The following is a 12,130-nucleotide window of genomic DNA, read 5'->3' as shown; positions in this document are numbered from 1 at the left end:
ATCAAAAGCAAAGGAAGTCAGCAAAAAAGGCGACCGGTTTTACGCGGGCGCCTTTCTGGTTTGATTGAATGCTTACAGCAAATCGTACTGCTTGAGTTTCTTGCGCAGCGTGCCGCGGTTGAGTCCGAGCAGCTCGCTGGCCTTGGTCTGGTTGCCCTTGACGTAGTTCATCACGCTTTCGAGCAGGGGAGCCTCGACTTCGGAGAGCACCAGGTTGTACACATCCGTGACGGCAGCGCCCTCAAGGTGGGCGAAATAATTGTGCAGCGCCTTCTCGACACTCCCGCGAAGGGTCTGGCCTTCTTCGCTCGGCGTATTGAGGTGCTGTTTCAAATTCACGTTGTCGCTCACGGGTGCTGTTCCACTCACTAAAGTCTCGGTCATCATCGTCATGCGGCCACCCCTTCTTCGTCCCCTGTCAGGCTCTTGTAACGCTCGGCGAAGAACTCCCGAACGTTGGCGCATTGTGTTTCCGTACCATCCAAACGATTGAAGTGGGCGCGAAACTCCCTGGCGCCCGGCAAGGTTGCGAGATACCAGCCCACATGCTTCCGAGCAATTCGCACGCCCATCACGTCCCCATAGAAGGCGTGAAGTGCGGCCAGATGCTCCAGCAGAATGCGTTCCACCTCGACCAGCTCCGGCGCCGGCATGATTTCGCCGGTACGCAGGAAGTGTTCGATCTCGCGAAAAATCCATGGCCGCCCTTGGGCGGCGCGGCCTATCAACAGGCCATCGGCACCGGTCGCGTCGAGCACGTAACGGGCCTTTTGCGGCGAATCGATGTCGCCATTGGCAAACACCGGGATCGACACCGCCTGCTTGATCGCGGCAATCGTGTCGTACTCGGCTTCACCGGTGTACAGATCGGCGCGCGTGCGGCCATGCACTGCCAGCGCGGTGATCCCGGCCTGCTCGGCGATCTTCGCCACGGTCAGGCCGTTCTTGTTGTCGCGATCCCAGCCCGTGCGGATCTTCAGGGTTACCGGCACATCAACTGCAGACACGACGGCATGCAGGATCTCGGTAACCAGTGCTTCATCCTTCAACAACGCGGAACCGGCAGCCTTGTTGCAGACCTTCTTCGCCGGGCAACCCATGTTGATGTCAATAATCTGTGCGCCCAGCTCGACGTTGGCCCGGGCTGCATCCGCGAGCATCTGCGCGTCGCCACCGGCAATCTGTACCGAGCGTGGCTCGGGATCGCCTTCGTGGATCATGCGCATGCGCGACTTGCGGGTGTTCCACAGGCTCATGTCGCTGGTGACCATTTCCGAAACGACAAGCCCTGCGCCCATGCGTTTGCACAACTGACGAAAGGGCTGGTCGGTGACGCCCGCCATAGGGGCGAGAATCAAGCCGTTGCTTAATGTGTATGGGCCGATGCGTACCGCCGACATAGGACTTCCCTGAAGTGGGGCCGGATCATGAGAGTTCGAAAAAGGGTTGGCATGATACCCGCTCTCGATGACTGGAGAAAGGCTGAATTGAACAAAATCTGAACAGTTATTCCGTTATTGCCAGCGGTTTGGTTGGCCGGGGCGAAGTCAGAAAACTGCCGTCAAGCGCGCAGCGGTGAAGCGTTTCACTCGGGCGAGTGGAAACTCAGGCTGTAGTTCACCGCTTTGGGTCCCGGATCGAGGATGTCCAGGGCGATGTGGATCGGCGTCTGCGGCGGCATTTCCGCCATGCCTTCGAGGTCGCCGTTGAGGTATTCGCCGGGTTTGAAGCGGCGGCTGGCAATCAGATGGCCGTTGAGGTCGGCGAAACGCAGCTCCAGCAGTGGAAACGGTTGCGAGAAGGTTGCGCGGTTGTAAATGATCGCGTCCACCACCAGCGCACCGCTGAACTCCGGGTGGCTGCGCACCACCAGATTGCTGCTCTTGATCCTGGCGATATCGACTTTCGAGGGCACGCTGCAGCCGATTTGCGGGCACACCTGCTGAAACCACGGGCGGTATTGATCCTGACGCGCCAGCTCATCGAAGTGATAGGCGATGTATTGCCCAGCGAGGCCGGCGGCGGCCAGAGTGATCAGCAACAGCCAGAGAATGCGTCGGCCCCATGGCGAGCGGCGTTTCTGCCAGTCGAGTTGCAGCGGATCATCGGTCAGGTCGTGTAGCGCTTCGGCGCGCACGCTGGTTTCCGGGCGTTCGCGTTTTTGACGCGGCGCTTCGATCAGCGGCAGGTCGTCATCGGCTTCAACTTCAGGCTTGGCAAAAAAGCGTTCACGACGGGCATTCGGGTCGATGGGGTCATGCAGGCGCAGTTGCGGGATCGGCGGTTCGTCATCCAGATCCACCGGCTCCAGCGACAGCGAAGGCTCGGTGCGCGCCGGTTTGCCGGGTTCGTAGTCGACGGCTTTGGGTTCGTCGTCCAGCTTGAGGCTGCGCTCATCGGCCGGTTCGCTGAACAGGCTGTCGGACCACGGCGCTTCTTCCGACTCATGACTGTCGCGACGGGCGCTCAGCGAATCTTCGCGGGCGCGGCCAAACTCGGTGGTCGGCTGGATTTCGCGCTGTTCGAGGCGAGCGAGTTCTTCGTCCAGATCGAGGCTGTCCAGATCCAGATCGGCGGCGTTCCATTGCTTTTGGCTGATGGCGCGTGGCTCGGATGGTTCGACGACGCTCGGCAGCTCGGCAATCACCGGCGGCTCGGCGACAGGCTGTGCAACCGGCGCAAGCGCTTCCTTGCCAGCACTTTGTTCAAGCAGCTGCTTGGCCGCGTTGAACACTTGCAGGCAAGAGCCACAGCGAACCACTCCGCGCGCCACGCTCAATTGAGCATGGCTGACGCGGAAACTGGTTGAGCAATGCGGGCACTGAGTGACGAAGCTGTCGGTCATGCGACGATCCGGATTAGGCAGGCGGCCATTCTAGCGCCGACGGCCGGTGATGCGTACCCAGCCATCACGATTGGCGATCGGATCGAGATCGAAGTCCTGCGCATAGGCCTGGGCGACTTCTTCGCCTTGCTCGGCGAGGATGCCCGACAGCGCCAGACGCCCGCCGGTCTTGACCAGGCTGGACAGTTGCGGGGCTAGCGATACCAGTGGTCCGGCGAGGATGTTGGCAACCAGCACGTCAGCCTGAACTTGTGGCAGATCTTGCGGCAGGTACAGCGGGAACAACTCGTCGTCAATGCCGTTGCGCCCGGCGTTATCACGCGATGCTTCCAGCGCCTGCACGTCGATATCGGTGCCGACCGCTTCCTTGGCGCCGAGCAGCAGGGCGGCAATCGCCAGAATCCCCGAGCCGCAGCCGAAATCCAGCACGTTGCAGTCTTTCAGGTCCTGACCGTCGAGCCATTCCAGGCACAAAGCGGTGGTTGGATGCGTACCGGTGCCGAACGCCAGGCCCGGATCGAGCAGCAGATTCACTGCATCAGGTTGCGGCGCGGCGTGCCAGCTCGGCACGATCCACAGGCGCTGGCCGAACTGCATCGGCTCGAAACCGTCCATCCAGCTGCGTTCCCAGTCCTGATCTTCGATCACTTCGCTGTGATGCTCGGGCAGCGGGCTGCCGGTCAGCAGTTCCAGATGGGCCAGAACCGGTGCCGGTTCAGTGCCGCCTTCGAACAGCGCCAACAGATGCGTGTGCGCCCACAGCGGCGTGGTGTTGAGTTCCGGCTCGAAGATCGGCTGATCTTCGGCATCCATGAAGGTCACCGAAACGGCGCCCACTTCAAGGAAAGCGTCTTCGTAGGTTTCGGCTTGTTCTGGGCTGATGGCGAGACGGACTTGCAGCCAAGGCATGGCGGGCACCTTTGAAAAATATTGATTGCAGCCTAGCGGCCTGCGAGAAGCGCGCAAGTTTACGCGAGCGCAAAGCTTTTGTGGGAGCGAGCTTGCTCGCGAAAGCGGATTGCCAGTCACTTTGATGCTGACTGATGCGCCGCCTTCGCGAGCAAGCTCGCTCCCACAGGTTTTTTGTAATCTGCAGAAACAACAAAGCCGCCCAAAGGCGGCCTTGTTGATCTGCAGCGAAGCTTAGTGCTTCTCGGCAGCCAGCTTGTGCTCGAGGTAGTGAATGTTCACGCCCCCTTTGCAGAAGCCTTCGTCGCGAACCAGATCGCGGTGCAGCGGGATGTTGGTCTTGATCCCGTCGACCACGATTTCGTCCAGGGCATTGCGCATGCGTGCCATGGCTTCGTCGCGGGTGGCGCCGTAAGTGATCAGCTTGCCGATCAGCGAGTCGTAGTTCGGCGGAACGGCATAACCGCTGTACAGGTGCGAATCGACACGAACGCCGTTGCCGCCTGGGGCGTGGAAATGCTTGACCGTACCCGGGCTCGGCATGAAGGTTTTCGGGTCTTCAGCGTTGATCCGGCATTCCAGCGAGTGACCGCGGATAACCACGTCTTCCTGGGTGAACGACAGCTTGTTGCCAGCGGCGATGCTGAGCATCTCCTTGACGATGTCGATCCCGGTGACCATTTCCGAAACCGGGTGCTCCACCTGAACACGAGTGTTCATTTCGATGAAGTAGAAACGACCGTTCTCGTACAGGAACTCGAAAGTGCCGGCGCCACGGTAGCCGATGTCGATGCACGCCTTGACGCAGCGGGCGAAGACTTCCTGGCGAGCCTTCTCGTCGATGCCCGGTGCCGGCGCTTCTTCGAGAACTTTCTGGTGGCGCCGTTGCAGCGAGCAATCGCGGTCACCCAGATGGATGGCGTGGCCCTGGCCGTCGGAAAGCACCTGAACTTCCACGTGACGTGGATTGGTCAGGAATTTTTCCAGATAGACCATCGGGTTGCCGAACGCTGCACCGGCTTCGGTGCGGGTCAGCTTGGCGAAGGAGATCAGGTCTTCTTCTTTATGCACCACGCGCATGCCGCGACCACCACCGCCGCCAGCGGCTTTGATGATCACCGGGTAGCCGACTTCACGACCAATGCGCAGTGCCGTTTCTTCGTCTTCCGGCAGTGGGCCGTCGGAGCCTGGAACGGTTGGTACGCCTGCTTCGATCATCGCGTGCTTGGCCGATACCTTGTCGCCCATCAGGCGAATGGTGTCGGCTTTCGGACCGATGAACGCGAAGCCGGAATTCTCGACCTGCTCGGCAAAGTCGGCGTTTTCCGCGAGGAAACCGTAGCCTGGGTGAATGGCGGTAGCGCCAGTCACTTCAGCGGCCGCGATGATTGCCGGGATATGCAGGTAGGAGTGAGTGGCAGACGCCGGACCGATGCAAACGGATTCGTCTGCCAGGCCCAGGTGCATCAGCTCTTTGTCCGCCTTGGAGTAAACGGCGACGGTCTTGATGCCCATCTCTTTGCAGGCACGCAGAATCCGCAGAGCGATCTCACCGCGGTTGGCGATCAGAACTTTTTCCAACTTCGCAGTCATCAAAGTTTCTCCGCGGTTCAAACGATGGTGAACAGCGGTTGGTCGTACTCAACCGGCTGGCCGTCTTCAACGAGGATGGACTCGATCACACCGCTGGTTTCAGCTTCGATGTGGTTCATCATCTTCATGGCTTCAACGATGCACAGGGTGTCGCCTTTCTTCACGGTCTGGCCAACTTCGACGAAGGACGGCGAGGACGGCGAGGATTTGCGATAGAAAGTGCCAACCATCGGCGAACGGGCAACGGTGCCGTTCAGCGCTGGAGCAGCAGCGGCAACCGGAGCGGCCGCAGCCACTGGAGCTGCGGCAGGTGCAGCAACCGGAGCTTGCATCGGAGCCGGAGCGTAGTACTGCTGCGCCGGAGTCTTGCTGTGGCGGCTGATGCGTACGGACTCTTCGCCTTCCTTGATCTCGAGCTCGTCGATGCCGGACTCTTCCAGCAATTCGATCAGTTTCTTAACTTTACGGATATCCATGAATCATCAACTCCCAAGGGTCGGTCAGGGGCGTATAGCTTGGTGTTCAAGCTGCTCTAGTGCAGCCTCCAGGGCCAGTCGGTAACCGCTGGCGCCAAGGCCGCAGATCACTCCCACCGCTACGTCGGAGAAGTAAGAGTGATGGCGGAAAGGTTCGCGTTTGTGCACGTTGGACAAATGCACTTCGATGAATGGGATGCTCACCGCCAGCAGCGCGTCACGTAAAGCGACACTTGTGTGTGTAAAAGCTGCTGGGTTGATCAGAATGAAGTCCACACCTTCGCCGCGCGCGGCGTGGATGCGGTCGATCAATTCGTATTCGGCGTTGCTTTGCAGGTACAGCAGATGATGGCCGGCTTCGCGGGCGCGGCGTTCCAGATCCTGATTGATCTGCGCCAGCGTCGTAGACCCGTAAGTCCCCGGTTCGCGGGTGCCGAGCAGGTTCAGGTTGGGGCCGTGCAGCACCAGTAGCGTTGCCATCTGCGTGTTCCTTGTTATGGGTGAGCCTCGTCAGAACCCGGCGACTATGCCGCAAAGACTTTGTGACTGTCCAGTTCTCTGCAATAGCCAGCACGATGACCGATGTTTGCGCAAAGTATGTGACCGCGCGATTAAATCCGGTCATTCGCGACAAGTACGGCGTCAGACGCGGAAGGCCTGCACGGCTGTGTGCAGTTGTCCGCCCAATGCCAGCAGATTCTCACCTTGCTCGCGGCCTTGGCCGATGCGCAGCAAATTATCCCCACCCAACTGGTGAATGCGTTCGCTGTGATCGCGGATCTCGCTGACCGCGCCGCTCTGTTGAGCGGTGATGTCGGCAATGCGGATCGCCGTGTCGGAAATGGTCTGGATCGCGCCGACAATCTTGTCCAGTGCGCCGTCCGCCGCTTGTGCCTGATTGGCTGTGGCTTCAGCGTGTTCGACTTGTGCGCGCATGCCTTCGACCGATTGCCGGGCAGCGGTTTGCAGGCCGGCGATGAGTGTCTGGATTTCTGCGGTGGCGCCGGCAGTGCGTTGCGCCAGTGAGCGGACTTCCTCGGCAACCACCGCGAATCCACGGCCCATTTCCCCGGCACGCGCCGCTTCAATCGCCGCGTTGAGCGCGAGCAGATTGGTCTGATCGGCAATCGAGCGAATCACCGTGAGTACGCCGCCGATGGTCGCCGACTCTTCGGCCAGATGCTCGATCATCTGCGCGTTGCCTTGCACCTCGCCCACCAGTGCATGCAGGCCGGTGAGGCTTTGGCCGATGACTTGCTGGCCGTGTTCGACCGCCAGCCCGGCATGCCGACTGGCGTCCGCAGCCTGACGCGCATCACCGGCCACTTGCTGGATGGTCGCTTCCAGTTCGCTGAGTGAATCGCGAATCAGCGCGGTATCGCCAGCCTGATGTTCGGCGCCGCTGTGCAAGTCATTGCTCAAATCGGCGAGGGTGCGGCTGCTGCCGGCGACTTGTTCGGCATTGCCGCGAATAGTCCCGACCAAGTCCACCAGATACGCACGCAAGCGATTGAGCGAGGCTTCGATGTCGTGCAGCTCACGGTTGGTTTTGCCCAGATGAATATCGCCGCTGAAATCACCCTCGGCCCAGGTTGAAAGCGCCGGAGCGAGGTTGGTCAGGGTGCGGGCCAGACGCCGCTGCAAGGTATCGATCAGCAGCGCGATCAACAAAATCAGGCCGATCATCACGCCTTGCATCAGACGGACTTCGCCCTGGATCTGCCCATGTTGGGCGCGCACCACCGGTTCCAGTCCGGCGATGGCTTGCTGCACAGCGGCGATTTTCAAGTGGGTGGCCGCGCTGAGTTCGCTGCGTTTCTGTATTTGATCGCGAGTGCGTGACAGTTCGGCCGGGTAGCGGCCGAGCAAACTGTTGAGTTCGCGTTTGAGGCCGACGCCGGCATCTTCGGCGACGGCTTTTTCAGTGTTCTCGATGCCCATCATCGCGGCGAAATCGTCGGTGCCGGACTCGCTGCTGGTGACCACGCCAAGCAGCGGTAAGGCGTCAATCGCCTGCGCCTGTGTGCGAATATTGCTCACTTCACGTTCGACATCGGCAGCCAGTTCACTGCGCCCGCTGCTGACCAGTTTGTTGCGCGCAAGCGACAGCTTGCCGAGGTGCTGGGAAGCGGCGAGCAGCGGAGCCAGATAGCTCGCGTTGCCAGTGGCGTAGGTGCTGAGTTGGTCGAGACTTGCGCTCAACTCGCGCTCGGCTTGCAACAACAACGCTTGCGGATCGCCCGCGAGTTTGCCAGCGGCCAGCAGATCGCTCTTGCTGAATTCGTCGAGGCTGGAAAGGCTTGGGCGCAAGGTGTCGGCGAGGGCAGGCGGTAGTTCGCCAAGTTCTTTGTGCAGCGCCGCTAAAGCCTGGCTGGCACTGCTCAGGCGCAGGGCGTCGCCGCTGGCGAGGTAGTCCTCGACATTGCGCGCCACCTCATTCTGAAATTGCTGGGACAACCCCAGGTATCGCTCCATCAGAAGATATGGGCGTTCCAGGGCTTTTTGCGACCACCACAGCGTGGCGCCGAGGGCCACGCACACGGCGACCAGCAACAGGGTGTTGAGATTGGTGAGCAACTTCAGGCGCATGACAGCTACCAACGGCAGAATGGTAAGCGCCTGAATTTATTGCGGTTCTGTTACAGGGTTATGACCGAATGGGTCGATTCCGATGAAAAAGTGGCACTTTGCTTTGAGTCGCGCGCGGCCTGCACCCGATTGCGTCCGCCGTCCTTGGCGCGGTACAGCGCCTCGTCGGCCTGGCTGGCCATCATCAGGCTGTCGGAGTCGTCGCGCATCTCCACCACGCCGGCGCTGAAGGTGCACCACAAATCCTGCGGCTGCGCCGGGTAGTGGATTTCCGCGAAGCGCTGGCGAATCTCGTCGAGCACTTTGTGGGCGGAGTCGATATCGGTGTCGGGCATGACGATAGCGAACTCTTCGCCGCCATAACGGCCGATGAAATCGGTCTTGCGCAGACGTTGCTTGAGGAACAGCGCCAGGCTCTTGATTACGCGGTCACCCATCGGATGGCCGTGGCTGTCGTTGACCCGTTTGAAGTGGTCGATGTCGAGCATGGCAAAGCTCAGCGGCTTGTTTTCGCGGCGGGCGCGGAACGAGCAGTCTTCGAGCAATTGCAGAATGTGCGTGTGGTTGTACAAGCCGGTGAGGCTGTCGCGGACCATCCGCGCTTTCAGATTGCGCGCGCGCGCGGCGCGGTTGCGCACCGTGGTGATCAGGTGGCGCGGCTTGATCGGCTTGGTCAGGAAGTCGTCGCCGCCCTCGCTCATGGCGTCGAGCTGCTTGTCCAGATCGTCTTCGGCCGACAGGTAAATGATCGGCACGCTGACGTAACGATCATTATGCCGGATGACCTTGGCCAGTTCGGTACCGGTGCAGGCCGGCATGTACATGTCGAGGATGATCAGATCCGGCTGGAAATCCGCCAGTTCGGCCATCGCCTGAATCGGTTCGATCAGGGTGCGGGTGACGATTCCGGCGCTGTTGAGCAGGCGCTCGGTGTGCATCGCCTGGGCGCGCGAGTCGTCGATGATCAGCACTTTATAAGGTTCGTATTGGGCGACGCAGGTCAGAACTTCGATCTTCTCCAGCAGGCTCGAGGCTTCGAGGGTGCCGGTAAGGAATTCCTGGCCACCGGCACGCACGGCGGCGAGACGCGTCGGGGTGTCGGTTTCGTGCAGGCTGAAAAACAGCAGCGGCAGCGGTTCATCCAGACCAACCTGCGCTTCCGCGGCCAATTTAAGACCGACGCCGGCACCGCTGAAATCCACGTCCATGACGATGGCGGCGGGCAGGCGCTCAACCATCGATGAGCGAAATGCCGCCACGCTGTCCAGCGCCTGAGCGCTCAGACCGAAAAACTCCAGCTGCTTGGCCAGACGCTCGGCGCGGTCGTGGTCCTGCAACATCACATAGATCGGTTTGCGCAGGGGTGGCAGGAAGGTCTGGTCGAGTTGATCGCCATGGCGCAAGCCGGTGCGCGACAGGCGCTGCATCAAGCGGTTGAGATCGGTGATCAGGCCGCTGCTCAGGCGCCCGCGATTGGCGTCCACGGCTTCCAGCGACTGGCTGATGTGGTGCGCCAAATGGGTGTGCTCGGGCTGTTCGAAGCGCTCGGCGAAACGCAGCAGGCGCAGATTGGCCTCGCTCAGTTCGGCGAGGTCGGCGGTGGACCATTCGCTGCGTTGCAGGCGCTGCCATATCTCAAGAATCTGACGTGCCTGATGAATTACCCGCTGGGCAAAATGGTGCTTGAGGCGCTCACGGCTGGGGTCTTCTGGCTCGGTCATATCCTGACTACTAGTTAGGGTGCATGCTGAGATCGACTGGTGGCTCTATGCTAGCACCTCTTTCCGGTCACATGAGTGTCGTGCGTCAATAATCTGCTGTGCAGCACAATTCAGTTTCTGACCCGCGGGTTTCGCTCGGCGAAACACCTACTGTCAAATATGACGGGTGCCAGCCCTTGGCACGTTGTTGTATGGTTGTGGTCGAACCGTTGAACCCCAAGTTTGAAAGGATATCGCCATGCTGGACTGGAAGAACCGCGCGGGCAGTGCGCCTGAACGTGCCGCTGCGCCCAAGTCGGCCACCCGCAGTTACGTCGGCGGCTTGCTGTTCAGCCGCGCGCTGGCCACGCTGGTCGGCATTTATCTGCTGGTGACCATTGGCCTGGGCTGGTACTGGAGTCAGGAGCCGGCGCTGTTTCCGGTCGCGCAAAACGCGCAGGTTGCCGCCGAGAAAGAAGGCAAGCAAATGGTGGTCGGCTACACCACGGTCGAAACCCTCAAGACTGTCGCCGGCACGTTGCTGAGCAAGCCGGGCGGCTACATTTCCAACGACCGTTTCCCGCCGGGCCTGTGGATGGACAACATGCCGAGCTGGGAATATGGCGTGCTGGTCCAGGTCCGCGACCTGAGTCGCGCATTGCGTAAAGACTTCGCCCGCTCGCAGTCGCAGTCGGCCGAAGATGCTGATCTGGCCAAGGCCGAGCCGCGTTTCAACTTCGACAACAAGAGCTGGATTCTTCCTTCCAGTGAGTCGGAGTATCAGGAAGGCATCAATTCCTTGAGCCGCTATCAGGCACGCCTGTCCGACCCGACTCAGAAAAACGCGCTGTTCTATGCGCGCGCCGACAACCTGAACAACTGGCTGGGCGATGTCGGCACCCGTTTGGGTTCGCTGTCGCAACGGCTGTCGGCCAGCGTTGGTCGGGTCAAGCTCAACACCTCGCTGAAAACCGAAGTGCCGGCCGTAGGCCAGGTGCCGCAGGTTGACGAGGAAGTCGTCGAAACCCCGTGGATGCAGATCGACAACGTGTTCTATGAAGCGCGCGGTCAGGCATGGGCCTTGTCCCATCTGCTGCGCGCAATTGAAGTCGACTTTGCCGACGTACTGGCGAAGAAGAACGCCACCGTCAGCGTGCGCCAGATCATTCGTGAGCTGGAAGCATCGCAAGAGCCGGTCTGGAGTCCGATGATCCTCAACGGCAGCGGCTTCGGTGTACTGGCTAACCACTCGCTGGTCATGGCCAACTACATCTCCCGGGCCAATGCTGCTGTGATCGATTTGCGTCAACTGCTCAATCAGGGCTGAGTCATGGACGAAAGCGCCAAAGAGGCGGCGCATCGCGCCGCCTCGGATGCCGAACAGATCGCGTGGGTCGACGAGCAGGACAACCTGCTCGGCTCCTTGGTGCGCGCCGATTTACGCGAACGCGGGCTGATCGGGCGCGGCACTTACATCATGTTGTTCAACTCTGTCGGCGAGTTGTGTGTTCACCGGCGTACCTTGAGCAAGGCGATTTATCCGGGGTACTGGGACGTCGCGGCTGGCGGCATGGTGCAAGCCAACGAAACCTACGCCGAATCGGCAGCCCGTGAGCTCGAAGAAGAACTTGGCGTGAGCGGGGTAGAGCTGACCGCCCACGACCGTTTCTACTTCGAAGACACCGGCAATCGCCTGTGGTGTTCGGCGTTTTCCGCGGTGTGGGACGGCCCGTTGATTCTGCAACCCGAGGAAGTGCTCGAAGCGCGCTTCATTCCCATCGAACAAGTCATGCAGGAAATCCGGCAAAAGCCTTACTGCCCGGACTCTCTGGCCGCGTTGAAGCGCTATCTCAAGGCTCAGGGGCACGACGTCGCAAACAACACATAAATTGGCGCCGATTGGCTCTTAGCAAGTCGGCTTTTTGCCGTTACACTGCGCGACCTTTTCAAACTGCAGCGGCAATGCCGATGCAGTAGCGCTGCCCCTGCCTGAGTGGGGCTTCGCGGTCGATAGCCTT

General features: G+C 60.6%; 11 protein-coding genes. 2 read left to right on the top strand and 9 right to left on the bottom strand.

Annotation, left to right across the window (positions count from 1 at the left end; translation table 11 throughout):
* Positions 1-72 precede the first annotated feature (72 nt).
* The 9 genes from fis to gcbA all read right to left on the bottom strand — a co-directional run bounded on the left by fis (position 73) and on the right by gcbA (position 10,133).
* Positions 73-393, bottom strand: a complete 321-nt coding sequence (gene fis, locus ACP7BN_RS22085) for a DNA-binding transcriptional regulator Fis (protein ID WP_007921650.1) — start codon at positions 391-393, stop codon at positions 73-75.
* Positions 390-1,400 (bottom strand): tRNA dihydrouridine synthase DusB, encoded by a 1,011-nt coding sequence (gene dusB / locus ACP7BN_RS22080; RefSeq protein ID WP_426206067.1) that lies wholly within the window; start codon positions 1,398-1,400, stop codon positions 390-392. Before dusB ends, fis begins: the two co-directional genes overlap by 4 nt.
* A gap of 185 nt (positions 1,401-1,585) precedes the next feature.
* Positions 1,586-2,845, bottom strand: coding sequence for a DUF3426 domain-containing protein (locus ACP7BN_RS22075; RefSeq protein WP_426206066.1), 1,260 nt, complete (start codon positions 2,843-2,845; stop codon positions 1,586-1,588).
* A 30-nt stretch (positions 2,846-2,875) separates the two neighbouring features.
* Positions 2,876-3,754, bottom strand: coding sequence for a 50S ribosomal protein L11 methyltransferase (prmA, locus tag ACP7BN_RS22070; RefSeq protein ID WP_426206065.1), 879 nt, complete (start codon positions 3,752-3,754; stop codon positions 2,876-2,878).
* A 234-nt stretch (positions 3,755-3,988) separates the two neighbouring features.
* Entirely contained in the window at positions 3,989-5,347 is a 1,359-nt protein-coding gene (gene accC / locus ACP7BN_RS22065) for an acetyl-CoA carboxylase biotin carboxylase subunit (RefSeq protein WP_420647097.1), read from the bottom strand.
* A 17-nt stretch (positions 5,348-5,364) separates the two neighbouring features.
* Positions 5,365-5,823: an acetyl-CoA carboxylase biotin carboxyl carrier protein gene (accB, locus tag ACP7BN_RS22060; RefSeq protein ID WP_420647098.1), complete on the bottom strand. Its 459-nt coding sequence runs from the start codon at positions 5,821-5,823 to the stop codon at positions 5,365-5,367.
* Positions 5,824-5,847: 24 nt separating this feature from the next.
* Positions 5,848-6,303 carry a type II 3-dehydroquinate dehydratase gene (aroQ, locus tag ACP7BN_RS22055; protein WP_420647099.1) on the bottom strand — a complete coding sequence of 152 codons (456 nt, stop codon included), beginning with the start codon at positions 6,301-6,303 and terminating at the stop codon, positions 5,848-5,850.
* A 162-nt stretch (positions 6,304-6,465) separates the two neighbouring features.
* Positions 6,466-7,509, bottom strand: a complete 1,044-nt coding sequence (locus ACP7BN_RS22050; protein ID WP_420657785.1) for a methyl-accepting chemotaxis protein — start codon at positions 7,507-7,509, stop codon at positions 6,466-6,468.
* Positions 7,510-8,462: 953 nt separating this feature from the next.
* On the bottom strand, positions 8,463-10,133 hold the full coding sequence (gene gcbA / locus ACP7BN_RS22045) for a diguanylate cyclase GcbA (protein ID WP_426206064.1): 1,671 nt from the start codon (positions 10,131-10,133) through the stop codon (positions 8,463-8,465).
* 238 nt (positions 10,134-10,371) lie between these two features.
* Here gcbA and ACP7BN_RS22040 point away from each other — a divergent pair, with 238 nt between their 5' ends.
* Both ACP7BN_RS22040 and ACP7BN_RS22035 read left to right on the top strand, forming a co-directional pair.
* Complete coding sequence (locus ACP7BN_RS22040) at positions 10,372-11,439, top strand: DUF2333 family protein (protein ID WP_420647102.1); 1,068 nt, start codon at positions 10,372-10,374, stop codon at positions 11,437-11,439.
* A 3-nt stretch (positions 11,440-11,442) separates the two neighbouring features.
* Positions 11,443-12,000 (top strand): NUDIX hydrolase, encoded by a 558-nt coding sequence (locus ACP7BN_RS22035; RefSeq protein WP_426206063.1) that lies wholly within the window; start codon positions 11,443-11,445, stop codon positions 11,998-12,000.
* The last annotated feature ends 130 nt before the right edge of the window (positions 12,001-12,130 follow it).

The sequence above is a fragment of the Pseudomonas sp. TWP3-1 genome, from assembly GCF_049896625.1.
Lineage (GTDB): Bacteria > Pseudomonadota > Gammaproteobacteria > Pseudomonadales > Pseudomonadaceae > Aquipseudomonas.
The sequence above is the reverse complement of the archived record's forward strand: the minus strand, read 5'-3'. Positions and strand labels throughout refer to the sequence as shown.

Coding starts and splice junctions, on each gene's coding strand:
- fis (WP_007921650.1), bottom strand. CDS start 393: ATGACGATGATGACCGAGACTTTAGTGAGTGGAACAGCACCCGTGAGC.
- dusB (WP_426206067.1), bottom strand. CDS start 1,400: ATGTCGGCGGTACGCATCGGCCCATACACATTAAGCAACGGCTTGATT.
- ACP7BN_RS22075 (WP_426206066.1), bottom strand. CDS start 2,845: ATGACCGACAGCTTCGTCACTCAGTGCCCGCATTGCTCAACCAGTTTC.
- prmA (WP_426206065.1), bottom strand. CDS start 3,754: ATGCCTTGGCTGCAAGTCCGTCTCGCCATCAGCCCAGAACAAGCCGAA.
- accC (WP_420647097.1), bottom strand. CDS start 5,347: ATGACTGCGAAGTTGGAAAAAGTTCTGATCGCCAACCGCGGTGAGATC.
- accB (WP_420647098.1), bottom strand. CDS start 5,823: ATGGATATCCGTAAAGTTAAGAAACTGATCGAATTGCTGGAAGAGTCC.
- aroQ (WP_420647099.1), bottom strand. CDS start 6,303: ATGGCAACGCTACTGGTGCTGCACGGCCCCAACCTGAACCTGCTCGGC.
- ACP7BN_RS22050 (WP_420657785.1), bottom strand. CDS start 7,509: ATGATCGGCCTGATTTTGTTGATCGCGCTGCTGATCGATACCTTGCAG.
- gcbA (WP_426206064.1), bottom strand. CDS start 10,133: ATGACCGAGCCAGAAGACCCCAGCCGTGAGCGCCTCAAGCACCATTTT.
- ACP7BN_RS22040 (WP_420647102.1), top strand. CDS start 10,372: ATGCTGGACTGGAAGAACCGCGCGGGCAGTGCGCCTGAACGTGCCGCT.
- ACP7BN_RS22035 (WP_426206063.1), top strand. CDS start 11,443: ATGGACGAAAGCGCCAAAGAGGCGGCGCATCGCGCCGCCTCGGATGCC.